The sequence below is a fragment of the Deltaproteobacteria bacterium genome (genome assembly GCA_026388545.1).
Classification (GTDB): domain Bacteria; phylum Desulfobacterota; class Syntrophia; order Syntrophales; family UBA2185; genus JAPLJS01.
Map to the genome: position 1 here is coordinate 24,939 of JAPLJS010000075.1, position 25,177 is coordinate 50,115.

Annotated in this window: 13 protein-coding genes and 3 pseudogenes; all 16 read left to right on the plus strand. The window is 51.2% G+C overall.

The genetic code is table 11. The annotated features are described in order from the left end of the window. Window positions 1–4: 4 nt before the first annotated feature. The 16 genes and pseudogenes from NTW12_09045 (at window position 5) to NTW12_09120 (ending at window position 25,146) form a co-directional block, all read left to right on the plus strand. Window positions 5–979, plus strand: coding sequence for an ABC transporter ATP-binding protein (locus tag NTW12_09045; protein MCX5846487.1), 975 nt, complete (start codon window positions 5–7; stop codon window positions 977–979). A gap of 183 nt (window positions 980–1,162) precedes the next feature. Beyond that, window positions 1,163–2,257 carry a transporter substrate-binding domain-containing protein gene (locus NTW12_09050; protein ID MCX5846488.1) on the plus strand — a complete coding sequence of 365 codons (1,095 nt, stop codon included), beginning with the start codon at window positions 1,163–1,165 and terminating at the stop codon, window positions 2,255–2,257. An 11-nt stretch (window positions 2,258–2,268) separates the two neighbouring features. Next, complete coding sequence (locus tag NTW12_09055) at window positions 2,269–5,202, plus strand: PAS domain S-box protein (protein ID MCX5846489.1); 2,934 nt, start codon at window positions 2,269–2,271, stop codon at window positions 5,200–5,202. Window positions 5,203–5,650: 448 nt separating this feature from the next. Beyond that, complete coding sequence (locus NTW12_09060) at window positions 5,651–7,102, plus strand: tryptophanase (GenBank protein ID MCX5846490.1); 1,452 nt, start codon at window positions 5,651–5,653, stop codon at window positions 7,100–7,102. A 48-nt stretch (window positions 7,103–7,150) separates the two neighbouring features. Continuing rightward, window positions 7,151–7,315 (plus strand): annotated as a pseudogene (locus NTW12_09065) (peptide ABC transporter ATP-binding protein). Between the two features lie 249 nt (window positions 7,316–7,564). After that, window positions 7,565–10,297 carry a type I restriction-modification system subunit M gene (locus NTW12_09070; protein MCX5846491.1) on the plus strand — a complete coding sequence of 911 codons (2,733 nt, stop codon included), beginning with the start codon at window positions 7,565–7,567 and terminating at the stop codon, window positions 10,295–10,297. Between the two features lie 163 nt (window positions 10,298–10,460). Continuing rightward, the gene (locus NTW12_09075; GenBank protein MCX5846492.1) at window positions 10,461–11,657 is read left to right on the plus strand and encodes an ATP-binding protein; all 1,197 of its coding nucleotides are present in this window, start codon (window positions 10,461–10,463) and stop codon (window positions 11,655–11,657) included. Continuing rightward, a complete protein-coding gene (locus NTW12_09080) occupies window positions 11,654–11,842 on the plus strand; it encodes a hypothetical protein (protein ID MCX5846493.1) in 189 nt (62 codons plus the stop codon). Before NTW12_09075 ends, NTW12_09080 begins: the two co-directional genes overlap by 4 nt. A 3-nt stretch (window positions 11,843–11,845) precedes the next feature. Beyond that, a pseudogene (locus tag NTW12_09085) lies at window positions 11,846–13,290 on the plus strand (DUF4062 domain-containing protein). Window positions 13,291–13,534: 244 nt separating this feature from the next. After that, complete coding sequence (locus NTW12_09090) at window positions 13,535–14,008, plus strand: hypothetical protein (protein ID MCX5846494.1); 474 nt, start codon at window positions 13,535–13,537, stop codon at window positions 14,006–14,008. Continuing rightward, window positions 14,005–15,294 (plus strand): restriction endonuclease subunit S, encoded by a 1,290-nt coding sequence (locus tag NTW12_09095; protein ID MCX5846495.1) that lies wholly within the window; start codon window positions 14,005–14,007, stop codon window positions 15,292–15,294. Before NTW12_09090 ends, NTW12_09095 begins: the two co-directional genes overlap by 4 nt. Window positions 15,295–15,451: 157 nt before the next feature. Further along, on the plus strand, window positions 15,452–15,724 hold the full coding sequence (locus NTW12_09100) for a hypothetical protein (GenBank protein MCX5846496.1): 273 nt from the start codon (window positions 15,452–15,454) through the stop codon (window positions 15,722–15,724). Continuing rightward, window positions 15,709–20,664: an ATP-binding protein gene (locus tag NTW12_09105; GenBank protein MCX5846497.1), complete on the plus strand. Its 4,956-nt coding sequence runs from the start codon at window positions 15,709–15,711 to the stop codon at window positions 20,662–20,664. The genes NTW12_09100 and NTW12_09105 overlap by 16 nt, the downstream gene beginning before the upstream one ends. 233 nt (window positions 20,665–20,897) lie before the next feature. After that, a pseudogene (locus tag NTW12_09110) lies at window positions 20,898–21,161 on the plus strand (Fic family protein). Between the two features lie 116 nt (window positions 21,162–21,277). After that, complete coding sequence (locus NTW12_09115; protein MCX5846498.1) at window positions 21,278–24,457, plus strand: HsdR family type I site-specific deoxyribonuclease; 3,180 nt, start codon at window positions 21,278–21,280, stop codon at window positions 24,455–24,457. A gap of 5 nt (window positions 24,458–24,462) precedes the next feature. Next, window positions 24,463–25,146: a SprT family zinc-dependent metalloprotease gene (locus NTW12_09120; GenBank protein MCX5846499.1), complete on the plus strand. Its 684-nt coding sequence runs from the start codon at window positions 24,463–24,465 to the stop codon at window positions 25,144–25,146. Window positions 25,147–25,177 lie beyond the last annotated feature (31 nt).

Genomic DNA, 25,177 nt, shown 5'->3' on the forward strand with positions numbered 1-25,177 from the left:
CCGTATGGGGATACTTCTCAAAATTAACAATCTCAGCACCCATTTCGAAACAGAGTACGGCATCATAAAGGCTGTCGATGATGTGGACCTTGCTGTCGATAAAGGAGATACACTTGGTGTTGTAGGTGAGTCCGGTTGCGGTAAAACGGTGCTTGCTCTTTCGATTATGCGATTGATACCAAGTCCGCCAGGGAGGATCGTTTCCGGTAATGTCTTTTTTGAAGGAATTGATCTCCTCAATCTTGATACCGAAAAGATGCGCAGTATACGGGGCAAGGATATATCCATGGTCTTTCAGGAGCCCATGACTTCATTGAACCCTGTTTTGCGGATTGGCGATCAGATTACCGAAAGTATCAGATTGCATCAGGGGCTTGGCAGGAAAGAAGCCATGAACCGCGCCATAGAAGCGCTGCGGCTTGTAGGAATGCCCTCGCCGGAAAGAATTGTCAGGAATTATCCCCACCAGATGAGCGGCGGAATGCGCCAGAGGATAATGATTGCAATGGCCCTGTGCTGCAGCCCAAGGCTTATGCTTGCAGATGAGCCGACAACTGCCCTTGATGTAACAATACAGGCGCAGATTATTGACCTAATAAATAGATTGAAAGAAAATGTCGGTACGTCGGTTATTTTGATTACCCATGATCTCGGTGTGATTGCTGAAGCAGCCCAGTTTGTGGCCGTTATGTATACCGGTAAGATTGTTGAATATACTTCAGCAAGCAACCTCTTCTCCACACCTCTGCATCCCTATACGGTCGGCCTCATGGAATCAATCCCAAAGATAGACGGCATTTCCGGGCAGGGTGAATACCTGAAAGTAATACCTGGTGTCGTTCCGAGTTTGTACGATCTACCCAAAGGATGCAGTTTTCAGGATAGGTGTTCCCATACAATGGAAATTTGCAGGGAAGCGGAACCGCAATTAAAAGAAAAATCATTCGGGCATAAAGTACGCTGCTGGCTTTATGAGTGAACGTTTATATTTAGGGTTCATCCGGTTCATGCGCACTTCCGTAGTCGTTAGATCTACCTTTATCGCAGCCTTGCAGGCTTCAAATGCCTATACGTAACAAAATGATGATCGGGTCAGTTTATTGAATACCATTGGAAACATTCGATTCCTTAATGTTTATTTTTTCATCCAAGGGGAAAGTGGATGTCTTCCTGTTATCCACAAATCATCAACCTCGGTAAAAATGCAGGACTTCGAAAGGCAATCAATGATGTTCTTTTCATCCGTAATTGTGATATGGATGATGTAAATATCAACGGAGAAAACAAACCTCAACCTGTAGTATCGGGAGAAACCGGTCTATACGACTCAGAAAAAGGAGATATCTTCATGGAAAGGATTTTGAATAAGGATTATGTAAAAAAGTTAGTTTTTATTCTCACGATAGTTGTGACAACGGCCTTCATTTCTGGAGTCCTCATGGCGGCAGATCTGAAGGACGTAAAAAAGAAGGGTGTCCTCCGCCATTTAGGCATTCCCTATGCTAACTTCGTTACCGGGGCCGGCGATGGCATGGACATTGAGCTTATGACCCTTTTTGCAAAATATCTGGGGGTCCGGTATGAGTATGTCAAGACGGACTGGGGCGATATCTTTGGTGACTTGACCGGGAAAAAAGTAAAACCAAAGGGCGACGACATCGAAATGGTTGCTCAGGTACCGATCAAGGGCGACGTGGCCGCGAACGGTCTTACCGTTCTTCCTTGGAGAAAAAAGGCTGTAGATTTCTCCGTCCCAACCTTCCCCAACCTTGTATGGTTAGTAGCCCGAGCTGACTCCTCGGTACAGCCCATTAAGTCTAGCGGAAATATAGAAAAGGACATCGAAGCGGTAAAAAAAATCATCGCCGGTCAGCCCCTGCTCGGCAAAGCAGGGACCTGCCTTGAACCCTCCCTCTATGGCCTCGAAAAAATTACGGACAAGATCAAGCTTTTCCCTGGTTCTCTGAATGACATTGCCCCAGCCGTGATCAAAGGCGAGGCGGATCTGACGCTCCTTGATCTCCCTGACGCCCTGGTTGCCCTCCAAAAATGGCCCGGGAAAATCAAAGTCATCGGCCCGGTGAGTGAGAAACAAGACATGGCAGCGGCCTTTTCCAAGGATTCGCCGAAGCTTCGGGAGGCATTTAACAGATTCATACGAAAGATAAAAAAGGATGGAACCTATGAACGCATCGTGAAGAAATATTATCCCTACGTATTTGACTATGATTCAGAATTTTTTAGAAGAAATAAATGAGAGTTACCGGAATGAAAAAAACAACGTCAAACCTGATTCCAGCATTTTACCGTAATCTGTTGATTCTTTGTGTAATTGTGGCGGCTGTTGCCTTTGTCTTCTTTCTTTTATTCATGAACTACCGTTTTGCCGTCGATCTCCGCGGAACTAACCTCAAAAACATGAAGGTGGAAACAGAAAAAAGGGTTGCCTCGGTCGGCTTTTTCTTTGCCGACCGAAAGGATGACCTCATCAATCTGGCCCTCAGCCGCGAGATATCCGTGTTCTTCGAAAATAAAGCCCTTGGCATGAGTATGGAATATGGGCTCAAATATAGTCTGCTTCCCATTCGGGAGCGCTTCCAGTATCTCGTGAATCGAAAGAAACTCGGTAGCGATGCCGTCTATTCGAGGATTATGCTGATCGAAAGGAACGGCACGATACTTGTGGATACATTAACCACGACTGGTCATAAAGTGATGCGCGAGGGATTGAAGGAACTTCTTGTCCCGAAGTACCGGGACGGGGCGATCCTCTCCATTGATGGTGGGAGAGAAATTGTAGCTTCTCTTTCTTACTTCTTTAAAAACCACTATACCGGTCAAATCATTGCCTGGATTCAACCGCAAACCCTCTATAAAAACATCCTCGGTGAAGGAGGATCTCCAAGCGATATCAGCAGTCTCATCACCAATGAGGGAAAGACCTTCCAATCTGTAGGAGTTTCTTTTCCCTCGCAAATTTCCAGCTTGCCCAATATGGCCGCGCTCACGCTTGGTGAACCTTTCGAATTTCAGGATCTGAATGGAGAGAAGCAATCATGGATAGGGGTAAAAACGCCTATTAGCGGTACACCGTTTCACATGCTGCGTTTAATTACCGCGTCGAACGTCGTGGGTAAATTGACTCCCCAATATCTCCTCACGACAATGGGCGTTATCGCTTTCGTGCTGCTCGGCGGTGCGGCCTTCACCATCATACTCAATGTGAGGGCGAAGGAAACGGTACGGGAAAGCGAAGAAAAGTTTCGTGCTTTTTTTGAGACATCAAGAGATTGCGTTTTTATTACTTCCAAAGATGGCAGATTTATAGATTTTAATGATGCTGCTGTGTGGCTTTTGGGTTATGAAAGCAGAGACGAATTACAACAAGTAAGGATACCAGATTTATATCAAGATGAACAGGATAGACACAGGCATACACAGATTATTGAGCAGCAAGGATTTTGTCAGGACTTTCCCGTAAATTTACGAAAAAAAGATGGCAGTATCATCAATACTCTTGTTACATCAGTTCTCAAAAAGGATAAAAATGGGGAGGTAATCGGTTATCAGGGAACAATCAAAGATGTTACGGATCAAAAGCGGGCGGAGGAAGCCCTCCGGGAATCGGAACGACGGCTGTCTGAGATCATTGATTTTTTGCCTGATGCAACCTTTGCTATCGATCGAGAGGGGAAAGTCATCACATGGAACCGGGCCATTGAAGAGATGACCGGTGTCAAAACCGAATATATGTTAGGAAAAGGGAACTATGAATATTCCTTACCGTTTTATGGGACTCGGAGGCCGATCCTGATTGACCTAGTATTTGAAACGAATGAAGAGATTGTGAAGAAATATCGGTTTATCGAGAAAAAAGGAGATATTCTTTTTACTGAGGCTGATGTGCCTCTAAACAATCAAAATCGTGTCCTCTCGGGGAAAGCCAGACCTTTATATGACAACATGGGTAATGTCATCGGTGCCATAGAGTCCATCCGCGACATCACCGAGCGCAAGCAGGCGGAAGAGGAAAAGCGAAGCCTGCAAGAGCGTCTGCAGCGTGCGGAGAAGATGGAAGCCCTGGGGACCCTGGCGGGCGGCGTCGCTCATGATCTCAACAATGTCTTGGGCGTTGTCGTTGGATATGCGGAACTGATCCTTAACAGTGTGGATGAGTCAAGCCCGATAAGACCCCGTCTCGTGAACATTATGAAAGGAGGCGAGAGGGCTGCCGCGATTGTGCAGGACCTGCTGACCCTTGCCAGAAGGGGAGTGCCTAGCAAAAACGTACTTAATCTGAATAGCATCATCTCTGATTTTCAGCAGTTACCGGAGTTTGAGAATCTGTCTTCCTATCATTCTTCCGTTCGGATCAAGACCGATCTTGAGCCGGACCTGTTGAACATCTCCGGTTCTTCTGTACATCTTGCTAAGACATTATTCAATCTGGTTTCCAATGCGAGCGAGTCTATGACGAAGGGCGGCGTCCTGACCATCAAAACGGCCAATCAATATCTGGACAAGCCACTTCAGGGATATGACGAGGTAAGGGATGGGGACTATGTTGTCCTTTCCGTGTCTGATACGGGTGAAGGCATACCCGCAGCCGATCTGAAACGCATCTTTGAGCCGTTTTACACGAAGAAGGTGATGGGGAGAAGCGGAACGGGATTGGGATTGGCGGTGGTCTGGGGTACGGTGAAGGATCATCATGGATACATTAACGTTCAGAGTGAAGAGGGAAAAGGAAGCACCTTTACCCTTTATTTTCCGGTGACAAGGGAAGACATCTCCTCTGAAGCTGTTGCTGTAGCCATTTCTGAATACATGGGACATGGCGAATCCGTTCTCATTGTGGATGATGTCAAGGGTCAGTGCGATCTGGCTGCCGAAATGCTTCAGACGCTCAATTACAACGTCACAACTGTCTCCAGCGGTGAAGAGGCAGTAGCGTACTTAAAGGAGCACCAAGCTGACTTGATGGTTCTTGACATGATTATGGACCCCGGCATGGACGGACTGGACACCCACCGGAGTGTCCTTGAGATTCACCCGAAACAAAAGGCGATTATCGTCAGCGGTTTTTCGGAGTCGGATCGGGTGCATGCCGCGCAGGCCCTCGGTGCGGGGGCATACGTGAGAAAGCCCTATGTCATCGAGAAACTGGGACTGGCCGTGAGGGAAGAGTTGGATAGAAAATAGATGAAATCATATTCACCAGTACAAACGGTATTCATTGATTCTCAGTGATACAGCCAGGTGTAGATAAGTAGGTGAACAAAAGTCCAGCCTTATACGACTTTCGCCAAGATCAGCCTCAAGAATTGCCATTCGAAGTGTTGTATATTTCTTCAAAAAACCGACTCATTTCTTTCAATAAACTATACGATGCCCACGGTCTTAGACCTTTGATAAATTACATAAAATCATCAGTCTTTGTATTCATGGCAAAGCAGCAATTCTTTCATTTAACAGGTTTTCGGATTCCCGATGGGACTCTCTCCCATGGATGCCGTCAAACGATCACAGCGCATAACGGAAAATGAATTATCTTGACACATAAGAACATAATCCCCTATTCTATAAGTTAGGCACTCCCCGTAGAAAGTATCTGTCAATCACCATTAATTCATGTCGAAAGGAGAAACCCATGATCATAACATTGTCCAACGGTCGGCAAGTCCCCGTTGAGATGCACAAGATCAAGATTGTGCAGAGGATGAATTTGCTCCCCTCAGAGGAAAGGCTGAAGTGTATCCGTGAGGTCGGCTACAACACATTCCTGCTGCCGTCACGAGAAGTTTTCCTTGACTGGCTGACCGACAGCGGCACCAATGCGATGAGCGATAACCAGCTCGCCGCGATGATGGTCGCTGACGATGCCTACGCAGGCTCCGAGAGTTTCTTCAAACTGGCTCGAGCAGTGAAGAATGTTTTTGGATACGAATACACTCTGCCCGTCCATCAGGGCCGCGCCGCCGAGCATTTGCTTGTTAAGGTTTTACTCAAGCCCGGCCAGGAGGTGTTGAACAACTACCACTTTCCTTCAACCCGTGTTCATGTGGAACTCGTAGGTTCCAGAATACATGACCTCGTGCCGGACGATTCATTCGTGCCCAAAGGGGACGCGCAATTTAAGGGGAACATTGATATCAAAAAGATCAAGAAAGTCTTTAAGCAGCTCGGCGCCGGTAAAGTAGCATTTGTTCGAATGGAGGCGACGACAAACCTCATTGGCGGTCAGCCCTTTTCGATGCAGAACCTCAGGGAAGTGAAGAAAATTGCATCGGAAAACAACGTACCGCTCATCATCGACGGCAGCCTCGTGGGTGAGAATGCTTATTTCATCAAGAAGCGTGAGAAGGGTTATGCCGACAAGTCGCTACGCGAGATTCTCAAGGAAATGATGGGCTACGCGGACATTCTCTATATGTCGGGACGCAAAAGCGGCAGCGCACGAGGCGGGCTCATCGCGACGAACAACAAGCAATGGTTTGACCAGTTGATGGTCTGGCTTCCTGTATATGAAGGTTTTTCAACATATGGCGGCATGTCCACGAAGGAAATTGAGGCATTGGCCGTAGGTCTGGAGGAGATGACCGATCCGGAGGTGGCAGGGAGCAGTCCGGAGTTCATTCGTTATTTCGCCGAGCGCCTACAGGAATATGGCGTTCCTGTAGTCACCCCGCCGGGCGGGTTGGCCTGTCACGTCGATGCGCGCGAATTTCTTCCGGATATCCCGCCGCTCCAATATCCGGCGGAATGCTTGAATGCGGCCATGTATCTCGTCTCAGGTGCGCGAGGAGTTGAGCGCGGGACGATGTCCGAGGATCGCGATCCCAAAACCGGAAAGGAAGTCACGGCCAGAATGGAGCTGGTGCGTATCGCAATTCCGCGCCGGGCGGTAACATTGGGGCAGATCGAGTACGTCGCGGATCGTGTGGCCTGGCTGCACCGGCACAAGGACCTCATCGGAGGGCTCCGTTTTGTCGAAGAGCCGCCGGTTATGCGGTTCTTCTTCGGCCGGCTTGAACCGGTCGGAGCCGACTGGGGAGCGAAGCTCGTGAAGGCATTTCAGGCTGATTTCGGTAAAGAATTATGATTGATTAAGCGATGAGGCAGGAGGGATCATGGCTTCTGCCTCGGTAGACCATTACATCCCTATACAGTGGGTCTCATGGAATCAATCCCAAAGATAGACGGCATTTCCGGGCAGGGTGAATACCTGAAAGTAATACCTGGTGTCGTTCCGAGTTTGTACGATCTACCCAAGGGGTGCAGTTTTCAGGATAGGTGTTTTCGGGATGAAAAGTGCTGCGGATTGAAAGTTTATTCCCTTTCAAGAGGAATGCTGTAGTCATCCCTAAGTCAATGTTGACTGATTATGAGAAGTATGCAACATTGCAAACCGCAATTGTTAAGATATTTTGCTGTTGCAAGAAAACCCTACGATAAACGGAGAAAACGTACCTCAACCTACAGCATACAGAAAAACCGGTCAAATAGAGTCAAACAATCCGGTTCTGTCTTTCATGTGAATAGAACTGCACTGGAGAATTGAGTTTTGCCCACGGAAAAAATCACCCTCTCCCAGCTCGAATCCTTCCTTTTCAAGTCTGCCGATATTCTGCGTGGCAAGATGGACGCCTCGGAATTCAAGGAATTCATCTTCGGCATGCTCTTCCTCAAACGTCTCTCCGACGAGTTCGACCGCAAGCGTGAGCAACTGCGGAAGAAAGACTTCGCCCATCTGAAGGATCAGCCCGACCTCATCAACGAACTGTTGGAAGAGAAGACCGCCTACGGCGAGACCTTTTTCGTTCCGGTGCGCGCCCGCTGGCATGAAGCCTGGATCGACCAGAATGGTGAGTTGGTTCCGGCCCTGAAAGACCTGAAGCACGACATCGGCAACATGCTCAACAAGGCAATTGCCGCCGTCGAAGAGGAAAATGACGCTCTTGCCGGGGTTCTCAAAAACAACATCGATTTCAACGCTGTCAAAGGCAAAACCAAGATCCCCGACCAGAAGTGGAAGGATCTGCTGGACCACTTCAACCAGCCCCGGTTCGTCCTGATTAATGACAACTTCGAGTTTCCCGACCTGCTGGGCGCGGCCTACGAATACCTGATCAAGTTCTTTGCCGACAGCGCGGGTAAGAAAGGCGGCGAGTTCTACACACCCGCCGAAGTGGTGCGCCTGCTGGTGCAGATTACCAAGCCCGAGGCGGGCAACGAGATCTACGACCCTACGGCCGGGTCCGGCGGCTTTCTGATTCAATCACACCAATATGTGGAGGAGCAGGGGCAAGATCCCAACGATCTGGCTCTGTACGGCCAAGACTCCAACGGCACCGTCTGGTCGATCTGCAACATGAACATGATTCTTCACAATATCACCCGCTTTACCATCGAAAACGGCGACACCCTGGAGGACCCGCTGATCCTGGAAAACGGTCAGGTGCGAAAGTTCGACCGCGTGCTGGCCAATCCGCCCTTCTCGCAGAATTACAGCCGCGCCACCTTGAAATTCCCCACCCGTTTCCGTGAATGGTGCCCCGAGACCGGCAAAAAAGCCGATTTGATGTTCGTGCAACACATGCTGGCCAGCCTCAAGCCGCGCGGCCACATGGCCACCATCATGCCCCACGGTGTGCTCTTTCGCGGCGGTAAGGAAAAGCTGATTCGCGAGATCTTTATCAATGACGACGTGATCGAGGCCATCATCAGCCTGCCGCCCGGCTTGTTTTACGGCACCGGCATCCCCGCCTGCATCATCGTGGCCAACAAGAACAAGCCCGAAGCCCTCAAGGACAAGGTGCTGTTTATCAATGCCGACCGCGAATACGCCGAGGGCAAGGCCCAGAACAAACTGCGCCCCGAAGACATCGAAAAAATCGACTTCGTCTTCACCCATAAGCGGGAAATTCCCCAATACAGCCGCCTGGTGGACAAGGCCGAGATCGTCGAAACTCATGACTACAACCTCAACATCCGCCGCTATGTGGACAATACCCCCAATCCGGAACCGGAGGATGTGCAGGCCCACCTAATCGGCGGCATTCCCGAGGCCGAGGTCGCTGCCCGCGCGGCCGACTTTGCCCGCTTCGGGATAAAACCGGATACCCTCTTCCAGCCCGACAAGGTGAAGTCCGCCTCAGGCGGAAGAGAGGGTGCCCTGGGGCAGCGCCCCGGCTACCTCGATTTCCGCTCAGGGATTGAAACAAAACCCGCCATCAAGACCACGCTCGAAGCCGACCCCGCACTCTTGCAGGTCATCACCGCTCACCACGAAGCCCTGGAAGCCTGGTGGGCAGTGGCCCGCGAAGACTTTGCCGGGTTGCAGGACGGCAAAAAAATGCCCGAAGTCCGCCACGAACTGCTGACCACTCTGAAAGACAAGCTCATACCCTTGAACGTGCTCGATGAGTTCAAGAGCGCCGGGGTGTTTGTGAACTGGTGGCAGCAAATCCGTTATGACTTAAAAACCATCATCTCCACCGGCTGGCACCATAGCTTGATTCCGGATAACTACCTGCTCGCCGCCTTCTTCCAGGTGGAGGCTGATGAGATTGAAACATTGGAGGCACAGATCAGCGAGGCCCAGAGCGAACTGGCCGAGGCAGTGGAAACGGCGCAGGAAGTGGCCGCCTATGAGCCGGAAGAAGATGAAACCGTCACCGCTGCCGTCATAAAAAAAGCCCTCAAGGACCTGATCGACGACCTTCAAGGCAGTTCCAGCGACTCTGCCCGTAAGGAGCTTGCAACCCTGCAAGGACAGGAAAAAATCATCACAGCCATTGAAAAGCGCATCAGAGACAGCAAGGCAGTGCTGAAAGCCAGAACCGACGAACTGGAACTTAAACTCCAACTCAAGCGCTTGGGCGGCGACGAGTTCAAGGCCGAGAGCCAGGAGTTGATCCGGCAGGTGGACGCCCAACTGACGAGCCTCGATAATAACAACAAAAACGATAAGAAGAAAATTACCGCCCTGAACAAGGACAAAGCCGCCCTCGAAGCACGTCTTGCCAGAACCGGCGCGATCCTTACCGCCATCGGCGGACAACTCATCGAGGAGGAAGCCCGCAGTCTGATCCTGAAAAAGCTCTACGACCTCGCCCACAACGAGCTGAACCGCTATCTGAATGCCGAAAAGCGCGGGTTGTTTGCTGTGGTGGAAAACCTCTGGGACAAGTACGCCGTCTCCAGCCGTGAACTGGAAGAAGAACGAGCACAAACCCTGAAGGAACTTGATGGGTTTCTGAAAAGGCTGGGCTATCTGGAAGCCAAGACATCTTAGGCAAAGACAAAAACAGCGATTCCGGCATCCTTTTGCTGGAGAGGCGCCCTGGTAAGTAAACCGTGCTTGACATCACGTAATTTTGTGAGTAAAATCACTCAGCGTATTGAGTAAATTGTAAATCACGCTTTATCCGTGACGCTCATTCAGGAGGTTCGCAGGGATGTATCATCGCTCCATGTATCATATGCTGGTGAAGAGGCTGCAGGAACCGCGCCGGTTCATCCAGGTCCTCGCCGGGCCGAGGCAAACGGGGAAGACCACGATCGTGCGCCAGGTTGTAGACGAGAACCTAATCCCGGTCCACTACGCCTCCGCGGACGAGCCCACCCTCCAGAGCCGGGCATGGATCGAGCAGCAGTGGGAAACGGGGAGGCTCCTGGTTGCCGAGACGGGGGGCAAGGGCGGGGCTCTCCTGGTTCTGGATGAGGTCCAGAAGGTCACCGGCTGGTCCGAGGTTGTAAAAAGGCTTTGGGACAGCGACACCCACAATCGTATATCCCTCAAGGTCGTCCTCCTGGGTTCGGCGCCGCTCCTGATTCAGCGGGGGCTGACCGAAAGCCTCGCCGGCCGGTTTGAGATCATTCCCGTGATTCACTGGTCATACGCCGAAATGCGGGAGGCTTTCGGGTGGGATCTTGACCGCTTCATCTATTTCGGCGGCTATCCCGGAGCGGCCGACCTGATCGCCGACCGACAACGCTGGTCGCGTTACATCATCGATGCACTCATCGAGACGACCCTTTCCCGAGACATCCTGCTCCTGACGCGGGTCGACAAACCCGCCCTGCTCAGGCGCCTTTTTCAACTCGGTTGCTCCTTCTCCGGACAGATACTTTCCTACCAGAAAATGATCGGGCAGCTCCAGGATGCGGGCAATACGACGACCCTGTCCCATTACCTGGAACTGCTGGCCGGCGCCGGCATGCTGACCGGCCTGCAAAAGTTTGCCGCGCATCAGGTCCGCGAGCGGGCATCGAGCCCCAAGCTTCAGGTATTGAACACGGCGCTCATCACTGCGCAATCTCGGCTTACCTTCGATGAGGCGCGAAAGGATCGGGAGTTTTGGGGCAGACTGGTGGAATCGGCGGTTGGGGCGCATCTGATCAACAGCGCCACGGGAACGGGCATCGAATTGTTCTACTGGCGCGAGCGTGGCAGGGAGGTCGATTTTATCCTGCGTTCCGGCAAGACCGTGGTCGCCATCGAGGTCAAGAGCGGCTTACGTAAAGTAGGACTTCCGGGCATGGTCGCCTTTGACAAGACCTTCAAACCGCAGCGGAAACTGCTGGCCGGCGGCGACGGCATTCCTCTGGAAAAGTTCATGCTCACCCCGGCGGCGGCGTGGATCGCAGGATGAATGTCTTGACCCACAACGAGATAAACCGCTATCTGAATGCCGAAAAGCGTGGGTTGTTTGCTATGGTGGAAAATCTCTGGGCAAGTACGCCGTCTCCAGCCGTGAACTGGAGCGGGAGCGTTCCGAAACCCTGCGGAAACTCGATGGCTTCCTCGAAGCCCTCGGTTATTATGGAGAAAAAGTGAAGAGTGAAGCTTAAGATATTCGTTAGCAGTGTTCAAAAGGAGTTTCAGCAAGTTCGTCTAGACTTGAAGGCGTTCCTCACAGGTGACGCTGTTCTCCATCGGTTCATCTCTGAGGTTTTCCTTTTTGAGGAACTTCCGGCGAAAGACCGCCGTGCCGACCAGGTTTACCTGGAAGAAGTGAAACGGTGTGACATCTATCTGGGAATCTTTGGTTACGACTACGGCAACGAGGATAAGGATGGCGTCTCTCCTACCGAACACGAATACAACTATGCCGGCAAACATCGGAAAACCCGGCTTATCTATGTCTGGGGATCGGACGAAAAGAAGCGTGCGCCAAAAATGCGGCAACTGGTCAGTAACGCAAGCTCCGAGCTGATAAGACGCCGTATCGAAAACTTAAGTGCCCTAACGTCCGAAGTCTATGCCAGTCTTGTGGATTACCTCGACGGGTTGGGTGCCCTGCGTGTTCCACCCTTTGATACCTCCGTCTGTGCTGGCGCTACCTTTCATCACCTTTCCCGTAAGCGTATCGAGTGGTTTCTGGAAACTGCTCGCCGGGAACGCAATTTCCCCCTCAAGCAAAGCACGACGACGCAGGCCCTGCTCACCCATCTGAACCTGTCGGAAAAGGGAAAACCGACAAATGCGGCTCTGCTTCTCTTCGGAGCTGCCCCCCAGCGTTTTCACCGCACGGCTGAAACCAAATGCGTGCACTGCCACGGCGACGAATATCGCCGCCCCTTCGCCTCCCAGCAGATCTATACCGGAGATGTCTTTGAGCAGGCCGATCAGGCGCGCGACTTTGTCCTTGCCAAGATCAATCGGGCGGTAGGTATCCGTGCAGAGAGCAATGTCGCGCCTGCCACCTACGAGCTTCCACCAGACGCTATCGGTGAGGCAATTGTTAACGCTGTTGCCCACAGGGATTATCACAGCAACGCATCTGTTGAAGTTCGTCTCTTTTCCAACCGTCTTGAAGTCTGGAACCCGGGTAGGCTGCCCGGCACGTTGACATTCGACGATTTGCGCCATGACCACCCTTCGGTGCCTCACAACCCTCTTATTGCCGAATCGCTTTACCTGACGCGATATATCGAAAAGCGGGCTCAGGCACTCAGCGTATGATCGAACTTTGCAGGGAAGCAGGTTTGCCGGAGCCACAATTCGAGCAACGCAGTGGTTCATTCGTTATTACTCTCTGGCGGGACTGGTTGACTCCGGATGTGCTGGCCAAATTCAATCTGAATGAACGGCAAATCATGGGACTTGCCCTTCTTCGGTCGGAAGGGCGTATCACAAGTGGAACTTATCAGGAACAGACCGGTGTAAGCCGGCAAACGGCGACTCGCGATTTGGAAGATATGGTATTAAAGGGCATTCTTGATCGTCATGGAACTCGCCGTGGAGCTTTTTATGTGAAGGCTAAGGGTATGCCTCAAGTATGACTCATATGCCCCTTGGCGAGCAGCATTCTTAATGCCTCAGATATGCCCTAAATGCCTCAAGAAATCTTTGGGGGCGAAATCTGGTTTGGCGGATTGAAATGCCCTTCATGACCCGTCTTAAGAAAGGGGCCAAAGGGGCCATTTTCAAGTGTTGCAGGAATGTGCCACTCATCGGAAAGGGCTCACAAAGGGCTCAAAGGGCTCATGGTGTATGGAAGCCCAATGTAAACAGGATAGATATAATATGAATGCTTCTCAACTGGAAAGTGGACATAAACTGGACAAACGGGACATTCTAACGGCGACTTCTAAAGGGGACACAAAGGGGACAAAGGGGACATTTTCAAGCAATGTCGGCCTTGACGAGCCTGAGTTTGCCTTTACGGACTGCTTTGTCGTTACTATCCGAAGAAAGCCTGAATTGGCCTTTAAGGCCGTAGGCGGGATAACCGGGGAAGTCACTGGGGAAGTTACCGGGGAAGTAAAGAAACTCCTGACGGTACTGGTTGGAGAGATGAAACGTACAGACATCCAGAAGGCTCTGGCCATGCGGCATGAAGACTACTTCAGGGAGGCTTATCTCATTCCGGCGCTAACTGCCGATGTTATCGAAATGACAATCCCCGGCAAACCCACAAGCAGCAAACAGAAATACCGGCTTACCCAGAAAGGGCGCGACCTCATCGCGAAGCTGGCTGAAGGGGGAAAAGTGAAATGAGCGCTGTGGAAGGGTGGAAAACAGGTCGGCTCGGCGAATTATGCTCGATTGAGATTGGTGGAACTCCATCCCGTAGTAATCCAGACTTCTGGGATGCATCGAAGGATACGTCGAATCACTGGGTATCTATCAGAGACCTTAATCAAACTGTAATTACTGATACTGCTGAACATATCTCAGATTCTGGGGTTAAGCATTCTAATGTGAAATTGCAGAATCCGGGAACCGTCCTTCTCAGTTTCAAGTTAAGCATTGGCCGAGTTGCTTTTGCTGGTGTGCCTCTCTATACGAATGAGGCAATTGCAGGCTTAAACTCAGATCAGATTAACACAAATTATTTATTCCATGGTCTTCATCATTGGGACCTTTTGCAGGGTGTGGATCAGGCAATCAAGGGGGCGACTTTAAACAAGGAAAAGCTGAAAAAGATAACATTTAAGTATCCAGGCTCACTATCCGAACAAACCAAAATCGCCGATATTCTCTCGACGGTGGATCGGGCGATTGAACAAACCGAGGCGTTGATTGCCAAACATCAGCGCATCAAGACCGGCCTGATGCAGGACCTCCTCACCCGCGGCATCGACGAACACGGCAACCTCCGCTCCGAAAAAACCCACCAATTTAAAAACTCCCCGCTGGGGCGGATTCCGGTGGAGTGGGAGATAAAATCATTCGGGGAGATTACAGGAAAATACGGAGGGATCCTCCAGACAGGGCCGTTTGGAAGTCAGCTCCATTCTTATGAGTATGTAGCTGACGGTGTTCCTGTGGTAATGCCCCAGGACATTGCTTCAAACGGCATTTCAACCGCTAATATTGCACAGATAACTGAGAAAAAAGCCCAATTTCTTACAAGACACCGCATGATTCTGGGTGATTTGGTATTTGCCAGACGTGGCGATTTATCAAGGTGCGCTGTCATAGGCGAAAAAGAACGAGGATGGCTGTGCGGTACTGGATGCCTGCTTATGAGACCACCCGTCAAGGTGCTTTCACCAAGATGGACAGCAAATACATACAGATTTCATTCAAGCCAATTGCAGGTTGCTGTAAGCGCCGTAGGTTCAACAATGCCCAATCTAAATACAGGCATTCTATCGGATATCAAGGTCGCTCTGCCATCAATTGAGGAACAGACCCGCATTGAGAGCCAATTACAAGCTGTTGACTATGGCGAAGTAGCAGTTAGGAATCGACTGCATAAACTCCGCTCCCTTAAAGCCGCTCTCATGCAAGACTTGTTAACGGGGGAAAAGCGTGTCACCGCACTTTTGGATAATTAATAGGAGATCTTCTATGACTGTAAAAGACATTGCCATCTGGGACATTCACGCCTGCAAGGTCGGCAGGCAGGGAGAACCATCATGAAAGTTGAAGGGCAAGACTGGCATTGGCAAAATGGAAATGGCCTTTCCGTGCAGATCGGGAAAGTAAACGATCATGGCCAAAGATGTGGTGGCCATCGCGGTGTCTTGGGTTCGGACTTCAACCAGTATGCCTATAAGGTTGAGTGTACTTATTGCGGCCACGTTTATGGGGCAAATGGGAGCGACATGCACGAACGCCTATGCCCCGCCTGCCAAGGTGGAGCCATGGGAATCCGTTTCTGGCAGGTCCAAGAAGGCTAACTGCCTGAAAAGAAATAATAGATATATCAATATGATTAATGTAGATTTCATGTTCCAAGGAGCGACATCATGGGACCGGAAATAGTCGTCGGAATTCTCGGGGGATGGTTGTGGAAAAAGCTTACTGATGCCACCGAGTCTACAGATGAGAATATTGCGATCAAAAAGGCCTTCGACGCTGCTGTAGGAAAAGGTTATGAGCTTTTTTCAAAAAAGTACAGTAACTTTGCTGCCTCATTATTCGATCAGGCTTTCTTGGAAAACTACGCAGGTCCTGAGTTAAGCAAATATCTGACGCGTCATGAATATCCTAATCCCGCAAGCATTGCTGCAGCATATAGTTCTCAGTTCCATGTATCGTTACCAGATGGGGTTGAAGAAGCAGTCGCCGATTTCCTTGATTTCATCTTACAGGCACTGAAGGAACAACCGGCGCTTCAAGATATTCTCGATCGGAGAGAGATCGAAGATACTAACCGGTTAGTTGGTGAAGTCCACAAGGCCATAATATCGACTGAAGAAGACTGGCAAACTCTTGAGGATGCAAGTTGTGATGCAATTGCCCGCATTAGGGACGATATTGCAAACACAGTGTGTTTGACTCTCGGTCCTGACAAGAAAATGCTTAATGTAGTCTTTCAGGAAAAAGGCGCAGCCATTTTCATAGGCCCTTCCGGTTGCGGCAAATCAGCACTGGCTAAACGAATCGCCATGAATTCAGGTTTGTTTTCACGTTTCATATGGTTGACTGCCGAAATCTTAAATAAACCGACGTTAGTTGAAACCGAGAGGTCGCTTGGCCTGCGCCATACCTTTCACGCTGTTTTTGCTAATGCCAAAGGACTGCGAATCCTTTTGGTTGTGGATGCAATGGAATCCCTCACCAATGAGGGCATCGCCAATATGGCCCACGTGATGCGCGCCACAAAAGAAGCCGGTCACCGGACCGGCTGGAGTTATCTTCTCATTTCACAACCAGAAGGCTGGGATCAGGTCGCCTTTAACCTTCGCCGCTCCGGGGTGTCATTGGATGATTTTCAAGTAATACAAGCATCAGGACCTTCAAAAAAGGATGTTCAATGCGTGCTCTCCTGTATGCCTGGCCTTCTGCCCATAGCCTATAGCCCCACACTTCCCGATATTCTGACCAATCTCAAGCTTCTGGATCACGTGGCGAGTCAGGCAAGAATTAAGCCGCCTGAAGCAGGAGCAGCATGGACAAGTGCGGCACAGGTCGTTGATTGGGTTTGGGAAGGCTGGCTTGGAACAGGCAAGGGCCGATACGCACGTGGCGGAGTACTAAAGCTCCTCGCTGAGATAGAAGCCGATTCCTTCGGGAGGGGAATTGCACTCTCTCGACTGTCCGCAGAGCAACATGCTATTCTCGCACCCCTTGAAGACGATGAAAAGCTAATCAACGTCCGTAACGAGCGAGTCTTTTTTCGCCACGATTCGACTGCCGATTGGGCCAGATACCTCAGTTTAGCGGGTGAGGTTCCACTATCTCCTCGCCTGCGAGAATTATCTTCATACCCGAAATGGAATACGGCAATCCGCTTGGTGGGACAGCGAGTCTTGGACAAGGGTGATTCAACCGGAACGGAGTGGGCGGCACTGCTTGAGGAGGTTGCCGATGGATCGCCGCGAGGAGAAGCAGCACAGGACCTGCTTCTTGATGCCGTGATTCTGTCCACAAACTCAACAACACATCTGGACAAGATTTGGCCGATCATCGTGAAAGAAAATGGCAAGCTCCTCCAACGTCTATTGAACCGGTTCCTCCATGTGGCGACAATTCCTGACCGACAGATTCTTCTCATAGCGCCGGAAGATGAAAAAATGCGACGCTATCTCGCCAGTACTATGAGGGAGCCGATATTTATCTATTGGTGGGCTTTTGTGGACTGGGTTTACCGGAATTTGGAGAATGTCATTAATTTGGCTCCAATCCCCTTGGCCAAGATATGCACCATATGGTTAAGCAATATGTCCATCGCCAAGGGTAAGCAAAAACCTTGGACACGGAGGAAGCAAGTGGCGGAAATGGCGCGCGCACTGGCCAGGGAATTACAGGCGAAAGATATGGAACATTCCCCTGTAAGAGAAGCGGGAAAAGTAGCATATAAAGCAGCATTTCTGGCTGCTTCCGAAATCCCCGATGAGATAGGCCAATGGGCGCTGGAAATGGCCAAGCGTCGTCCTCCGTCGCCAGACATTTTGGCACGTCAAGAAGCTTACTTGAATAAGGAAGCAGAACGACAGAAACAGCTCGCAGATCCCGCATATCAAGAAAGAATGAATGAAATGGCTTATCTTACGACGCCTATATTAGCACTGGGACCATTGAGAGATCCATGGCCAGACGGACCTCTGGCGATGGTTGACCATACCTTCCAGAAGGGTGCACTTGATATGTGGACACTGTTGCCTCTTATGGCGGCAAAACCGGCACTTGCTCAAGAACTTATTCTATCCCTTTCCATCGAGCATCCTTCCCATGAAAGAGAGGGCTCTATATCATCGTATGAGTGGTGTGGACTTCAATTCGGCAACGACGGCACGCCAGCGATGTATTTTCGCGGCCCTTTTCTTGTCTTCCTGCAAATCAATCCGAAAGTCGCCTTGGATACAATTATCCGGCTTGTGAATTTTGCTACAGACAGATTTTGTGAACGGATGTCAAAGCATCGAGGATACGGAGGAAAGGCTCAGGCCTGGAGCGTGCAAATTCCTCTCGCCGATGGAGAAGCGGTCTGGTGTGGTGACCACCGGGTCTTCGGATTCTTCCGAGGCGAAACATTTAACACTGCTCTATTATCTTCTGCACTAATGGCTGTGGAGAAATGGCTATACGATAAGATTGAAAAGGGCGAAGAAGCAGACGAATGGATCGGACAAATTCTTGAAGGTAGCCGGTCAGTGGCTTTCGCCGGGCTGCTTCTAACTGTAGGGAAGAAGTCTCCCGCCCTACTGGAGGGGATTCTTTTGCCCTTGCTCGGCGCCTGGCAATTCTATCAATGGGACCAAAGTCTCATCATGAATGGTGACGTTTGGAGAATCTCTATGATGAATTGGGTGTCTCACGGCGAGAAGATCTACGACCAGGTCATCGCATGGCATACCCTTTCGCATCGTAAGGCTGATCTTTCCAACGAAGCTTTACGGCTCTTCTTTAGCAGTCAACCTGTTAGGGACTTTTTTAATGAGATGTATGTACGATGGACGTCTGACGAAGAGACGCGGGAGGCGACAAAATACATCGCTGAACGCTTCAATCCCAAGAACTATGCGCTGAAAAAGGGAAGCGACGAGAAGCACGTGGAAATCCATTTTCAGTGGCCTGAGCACATGCAGGAGGAAACCTCTGCAAATTTAAAAAAATCCGAAGATGGAATGCTCTTACTCTCTTTCCCTGTGAAGTGCCGTCGTATACTGGATGGAGAAATAAGCCTATCCAGCACTGAATTGGAAGAGTTCTGGTCCCAAATCCAGCATATCTCTACCATGGCTGAGCAAGATATTGAAATCGAGAGGGCAAGCCAGCGTGTGGATGCGCTTTGCGGAGGCATTGCCGTCTTATTCCTCCACCACAGGGAGTGGTTGACAGAATTCCCGGAAAAGGAAGAATGGTGCATCAAATATATTTTCGATACTCTCGCTGACCCACCCCGACCATCTCAGTTTGATTGCGAGGATTCAATAAGCGGGCTGCATTGGGATGCATTTGTCGGAGAAGCGGGAGTTCTTCTTCTTACAGAAGAACCAGACAATGAGCATGCAAGATTTGTTGCAGCTCATGGGGTAATGGCCTATCATGAGGAAGCAACCGGCAGTACACTTACCCGCGCATTCCGTCTGCGTGAGAAACTCGGAGAAGAATTCACCCGCCTCCTCAACTTAAGTCTCCTCTGGACAACCCTGAAATATTTGCGGCCGATGGAACATCATGAAAGTGCAGAAATAGAAAAGTGGGGAAGGTGGGTGGATAGACTTTTTAGATATTTTGTTGCCGGCAAGGTACCTTCTGCCCCCATTTCCGTCGGGCGTTTGGCTAAGGCTGGATCGCGCATTTACGAAAGACGGTATCACCGAAGGCAATGCAAGCGTTATCCGGGATATGTGCCGAAGCGACTACTTTGGAACGGCGGGATGCACCCCTCTTTGCTTAGAAAATCGCTGTCATGGCTCAGCGCTGCAAAGATGAACGACCCTCATCTGCCGCTAGGACTCATCGATGATATTTCTTTGGCTCTTTTGGAATTCAGCATATCAGCTGCCTCCCTAGAGGATGATAATGAATACTACGACCATCACAATATTCCTAATGAATTTGACCTATGGGTATTTGAGGTTCTCTCCTCGCATATTTTGAAGAGAGCAATTCCCGATGAGTCCTCTAAATTCTGGAAGCCCCTTTTCGATGTCGGCCCACCTCTGCATAATTGGCCGAAGTTTTTCCTTATGTCATGGTTTAGAACCTGTTTGCAGTCAGCGGAGTGTCTAGAAGATTTCACTAGGCATTGGGCCACAATGATCGCTTATGTCTTGGATCATCCGAAATGGAAAGAAACGAATTCACAACAATACTATGATAGCGAGGAAGTGATTTGCCAACTTATGGGAATGGATTCTGAGGCCCGAATTGTTGGGGAGGGCCGCTTTGAAAAAGCGCTGGAATCTCTTCAACCTTATTACGATAGTTGGAGAAAACGGTGGCTGCAGGGGCAGCATAGCCTTATGAATTTCTGCAGGCTTTTGACATACCCCGCTGCAAGGCCGCTCCGAACCAAGGGTGTCTTATGGGTACGCGAAGTCTTGACGGGCGAGACCCATTTTGGCTCAAGAGAAAAGTATCTTGAGGAAGCGCTACTAAACATGCTTCACATTTTCTGGGCTGAACATCGAAAAATCTTGCATGATGATCCCTCGCTTAAAGAAGCCTTTTTGGATATCCTCACATGGCTTGTCCAGCGGCTAAATCCGGGAGCATTAGAGCTTCAGGATGAGTTTATCAGAAGCGGATAAGTTAAGAGAAAAAGGGACGCTTTCCGTATAAATTATTGTTCATTCTTTTGGGAGCGGCCTGTCTCAGAGGAATAAAGGACAGGTTCTAATTATCTTTGAGACAATGTGTAACAATAGAATTGCCCCCTTTTGTCATAGTGCGAGGGTCCCATTAACAAAAAAAACACCCCATTACATCAAGCACAACGAGCGCAACCACTCTCCAAGAACCCTCTGTGGAGGGAGGATATATAATGACTGACCGCTACACTCCGACATGCTACATAAGCCCCGGCATTCTGCATAGTATCGAGCAGATTGGGGAGGCTTTGAGTAATCTCCGGGAGGGGTCTGACAATGCTATTGTTCCCGTTCTGCGGCGCGGCAACCGCATCAAAACCACTCAGGCATCGCTGGCAATCGAAGGCAACTCGCTGAGGCTGGAACAGGTCACGGCGGTACTGTCCGGCAAACGGGTGTTGGCGCAACCCCGTGAAATTCAGGAGGTGCGAAACGCGAGCGATCAAGAAAGCGACCATCAAAGCGACCAAGTAATATGTCTGATTTGCGCCCGCAATCAGAAATACCGCCTGACAGCGCACGGCTTACAATTGCTGAACAAAGGGGAAATCTAATGCAGGACAAAACGCCACAGTACATCAAGATCGACGAGCGCAATCACGTCGAGAAGCCCCTACTCGATCAGCTTGACGGGCTGGGCTGGGAGGTCATCGATTTTGACGGCAAGCAGCACCCCGGTGACAGCTACCGCCAGAGCTTCACAGAGGTGGTGATGCTGCCGGTTCTGCGGGCGCAACTCAAGGTCATCAACGACTGGCTGGAAGACGATCAGGTGGAGGAGGTGATCAAACAGCTCACGGCGAACTTTCCCGGTGCGGGATTAATTCAAAACAACCGCCACGCCTTTACCCTGCTGCTGGAGAACACCAGTGTCAGCGAGAACCGCCGAACGGGAGAGAAAAGCCCGACCGTATGTTTTGTAGACTTTGACCATCAGGAGAACAACCGCTTTATCGCCGTCTGCCAGCTCAAGGTGCGCATCCTGGGCACCGAGTACCACATCGTTCCGGACATCGTCCTGTTCCTGAACGGTCTGCCGGTGGCGGTGATCGAGTGCAAGTCGCCCAAGGTCAAAGACGCCATCCCCGAAGCCATCGACCAGTTACTGCGCTATGGCGAGCAGCGCGGAGCGAAGGGAGAGGGCAGTGCGCCGCTTTTCTATTACAACCAGATCGTGATCGCCACCTGCAGAAATGAGGCCAAGTTCGGCACCATCACCACCCATAGCGAGAAGCACTTCTACCGCTGGGCCGATCCCTATCCCCGCACAGTGGATGATCTGGAGCACGGCGGCAGCGGCCCCAACGATCAGCAGCGCCTGGTCGCCGGGATGCTGGACCGCGACAATCTGCTGGATATCATCCGGACCTTCACCCTCTTTTCGAGCAACGACAAGGGCGAGACGATCAAGATCGTGGGGCGCTACCAGCAGTTCCGCACCGTCAAGCTGGCGGTGAAGCGCCTGCTTACGGGCCAAACCCCGCGCGAGCGCAGCGGCATCATCTGGCACACCCAGGGCTCGGGCAAATCGCTGACCATGATGTTCATGGTGCGGGAGATGTATCGTCATGCCCGGCTCTCTCGCTGGAAAGTGGTCTTTGTGACCGATCGCACCCAGTTGGAAGGCCAGCTAACTGAGACCAGCAGGAGCATCGACTTTACGGTCAAGGTGGCGGACAGCATCAGGAAGCTCAAGGAACTGCTGGGCTCGGATTCCTCGGATCTGGTCATGGCCATGATCCATAAGTTCCGTGAAGCCGATCTGACCGAGACCTTCCCGGAGCTGAATGCCAGCCCGAACATTCTGGTGATGACCGACGAAGCCCACCGCTCCCAATACGCCATGCTCGGGGCCAATCTCGACAAGGGCATCCCCAACGCCGCCCGCATCGGCTACACCGGCACGCCCATCGACAAGACCGAACGGGTTTTCGGCGACTACATCGATAAATACACCATGCGCCAGTCCATCGATGACGGCGTGACGCTGGAGATTGTTTACGAAGGCCGCACCCACAACGCCGAAGTGGCCGATCAGACCGGCATGGACACGGCTTTCGCAGATGTCTTCAGCGACTACAACCTCCAAGAGCGCCTGAAGATTCTCGGTTACGGCTCCCGCGACGCTTATCTGGAAGCCGAGCCCACCATCGAGGCCAAGGCCAAAGACATGGTGACCCACTACCTGACCCATATATTTCCCAATGGCTACAAGGCGCAAGTAGTGGCCACCTCCCGCGAGGCGGCAGTGCGTTACAAGAAGCACATAGACAACGCCCTGGCGGCTGCCCTCGCCGACCTTAAACAGACCAATCCACGGAGGCTCGACCTCGACCAGCTGAGTAAGCTGAAGACGGATTTCATCATCTCCGGCAGTCACAACGACCTGCCTCATCTCAAGGCCTATTCGGACAGTTCCAGGCACGAGGCGAGCATCAAAAGCTTCAAGATGGCCTTCGGGGGCGAGGAGGAAGGTGTCACCGGGGACATGGGGATCTTGATTGTGATGAATATGCTCATTACCGGCTTTGATGCCCCGGTGGAGCAGGTGATGTATCTGGACAAGGTCATTGTGGCCCACAATCTTCTTCAGGCCATCGCCCGCGTCAATCGTGTGGCCGGTGAGATGAAGGACAAGGGCTTCGTGGTTGATTATGTGGGCATCGGCCACCACCTGAAGAAGGCCATCGACACCTACGATGAGCGCGAACAAAAGGAAGTGCTCGACACCTTGAGCTTTCCCGAGGAGGAACTGCGTGAACTACGAGCCAGCCATGCCGCCGTCATGGATCTGCTTAAAAACCACGGTCTGACGGACCTGACCGATCACGATGCGTTCTTTGATCTCTTTTATGACGAAGATCTGCGTTTCGATTACATGCTGGCATTCAAGAATCTGACTCAGTGCCTGAACGTGGTCTTTCCCGCCCGGCAGGCCCTTGACTATATGGCCGACTACCAGGCCCTTGCCGCGATCAATGTGATGGCTGCCAAACACTTCCGCGATGAGCGACTGAGCATGAAAGGCATCCTGCCCAAGCTGCGCGGCATCACCGATGCCTATCTGGAGTCAAAGGGGATTGAGGTAAAGGTCGAGCCGATCTCCATTCTCGATGCGGATTTTCAGAAACAGGTCGGCAATCGGAGCCGCACCAAGACCAAGGCGGCGGAGGTGGAGCACGCCATTCGCCACCACCTCGATGTCGAGCTGGACGACGACCCCGATCTGCAAGCCTCCTTTGCGGAGGCGCTGGCGGTGATTTTCAAGGAGTTCCGCGACAACTGGAACAAGATCTACGAGGAACTGGAGAAACTGCGGGCGCGCATTATCGATGTCGGCAAGGAACCGACCTATGGGTTGCACCGCAAGAAGCAGATGCCGCTCTTCCGGATGTTCAAGCGAGAAATCTTCGGGGAATTCTTTGGGCAAGACGGCGTTCAACTGCCGGAAGGGGCGCTTGGGATAGCGGAAAGGATGAGTGCGGAAGATAAAATCAGCCACCTGGTTGATTTGACGCAGCAGTCCTTCCTCGTGGTGGAGCGGGAACTGAAACTCACGGGCTTCTGGGAGAGCATCCCCGCCCGCCAAAAGCTGAGGGCGGACCTTCAGATGATCCTGCTTGCTCCGGAATTCTCCAAGCTTCCCGGTATTGTAAGGAACCGCGCCCATATCATCTCCCGGATTATGGAATTCGCCGAAAATAAAAACGACGTCATTCTTTACGCGGAATAGTGACAATGGACATGGCTTACACGATTCAAAGATCTGCCAAACGGCACAAGCTGACCATCACCGTTGAGCGTAATCGAAGCATCTTAGTGCATGCGCCACAGGGAATATCCGACGAAAAGATCCGGCAGGTGGTGGCCTCCAAGCGCCAATGGATTTACGAGAAGACGGGCCACCCTCAGAAATACCGGGATCTGCCCCATCCACCGGGGAAGGAACTGGTCAGCGGCGAATCGGCACTCTATCTGGGGCGGCAATACCGCATTGAAGTGATCAATATAGGAATGGCCGAAGTTCATTTCGCCCAGCGCTTTTTTATTCCGGCGACACAGGGGGAGAAACGGGCGGAGGCGTTGCGTGAATGGTATGTCGGCAAGGCCAAAGAAAAGATCGTCCCGCGGGTGAAGGGTCACGCCCGCGAACTCGGCGTCGATGTTGCCGGGGTCAAGATCGTGGACAATCGCTACCGCTGGGGTTCCTGCACCGTCAAGAACAACGTCAGTTACAACTGGCGGCTGATCAAGGCGCCCATGTTTGTCATCGACTACGTCATCATCCATGAACTCGCCCACCTGATCGAAGCAAACCACACGTCCAGGTTCTGGAACATCGTCCGCGCACAAGCTCCGACGATGGAAAAAGCAAAGGCTTGGTTGAAGGAGAATGGGCAGTTACTTGAACAAGATATATAAGCGGTCTAGTATCAAAATGAATGCCCAGTAG